The sequence below is a fragment of the Microbacterium sp. BF1 genome, assembly GCF_019279095.1.
Classification (GTDB): domain Bacteria; phylum Actinomycetota; class Actinomycetes; order Actinomycetales; family Microbacteriaceae; genus Microbacterium; species Microbacterium maritypicum.
Window position 1 is genome coordinate 1 of record NZ_JAGYWT010000658.1, and the last position, 1,117, is coordinate 1,117.

The 1,117-nt window shown below is 65.2% G+C and carries 1 protein-coding gene; it reads left to right on the forward strand.

Going from position 1 to position 1,117, the window contains the following annotated elements:
• Positions 1-147 precede the first annotated feature (147 nt).
• The gene (locus tag KZA10_RS15800) at positions 148-945 is read left to right on the forward strand and encodes a PP2C family serine/threonine-protein phosphatase (RefSeq protein WP_218683359.1); all 798 of its coding nucleotides are present in this window, start codon (positions 148-150) and stop codon (positions 943-945) included.
• Positions 946-1,117: the final 172 nt, after the last annotated feature.

Below are 1,117 nucleotides of genomic sequence, written 5' to 3' on the forward strand. Positions count from 1 at the left end.
GAGGACCTGGTCGTCATCGACGAGTTCTTCCCGTTGCCGGTGGATGCTGGAGCCCAGGTGTGATCGAGGTGCGCGTGACTTCTACTACGATGTGTTGTGAGTATCCTGCGACCGTCCGATCCGCCGCAGGCCTATCGGAGGCAGCACGTGGCTGAGACGAAGACGCACCGAATCACGGTTGCGCAGCGCCCGCTGCTGCTGTCGTGGTCCGGGATCACCGATCAAGGCCGACGCCGCGAGACGAACCAGGACGCTTTCCTGGCCGACTACCCGCTGTTCATCGTCGCCGACGGGATGGGTGGTCACGCCGGTGGCGAGATCGCCAGCCAGAGCACGGTCGCCCGCTTGCAGGCTGTGGTCTCCTCAGGCAAGGTCGATGGGCCGTCGATCGAGAATGCGCTCGAGCTGGCTGTCGGTGATATCGCCGACCACCCCGAGACGACCGACGAAGGCACCGGGACGACGCTCACAGGGGTCTACTTCGACTCCGACGGTGACGAATCGCACTGGATCGCACTGAACATCGGCGATTCGCGGGTGTATCTGCTCCGTGACGATCGACTCGTGCAGATCACGACAGACCACTCGGTCGTGCAGGAACTCATCGCGGCGGGGAAGCTCAGCCCGGAAGAGGCCGAAGGGCATCCGTACAGCAACGTGATCACCCGCGCGGTGGGAGCGAGTGAGCTCACGGCCCCCGATTACGTCTCCATCGATGTGCGCGCAGGTGACCGCTTCGTCATCTGCTCCGACGGTCTCACCAAAGAGCTCACCGACTACGGCATCCAGCACTTCCTCCGGGAACACGACGACCCGGGTGCGGCCGCCGATGCGATGCTCGCAGCGGCTCTGGAGAACGGCGGACGGGACAACGTCACGCTCATCATCGTCCAGGTGACCGCAGAAGACGACTCGTCCTCCCCAATCGAGAACACCGCGGAGTAACCGTCCCGCGCTGTGGACAGCGCTCATCCCAGGATCGCGATGCGATCCACTGGGGGGATGGACTCCCTTCCGATCGTACTTCCGACGGCTCCGGCCGCCTCGCGTCGCGCCCCGCTGCCGTTCTTGGCGGCGCTCGTGCCGATCGCGGCGGGCGTGGTGCTGTGGACGGTCA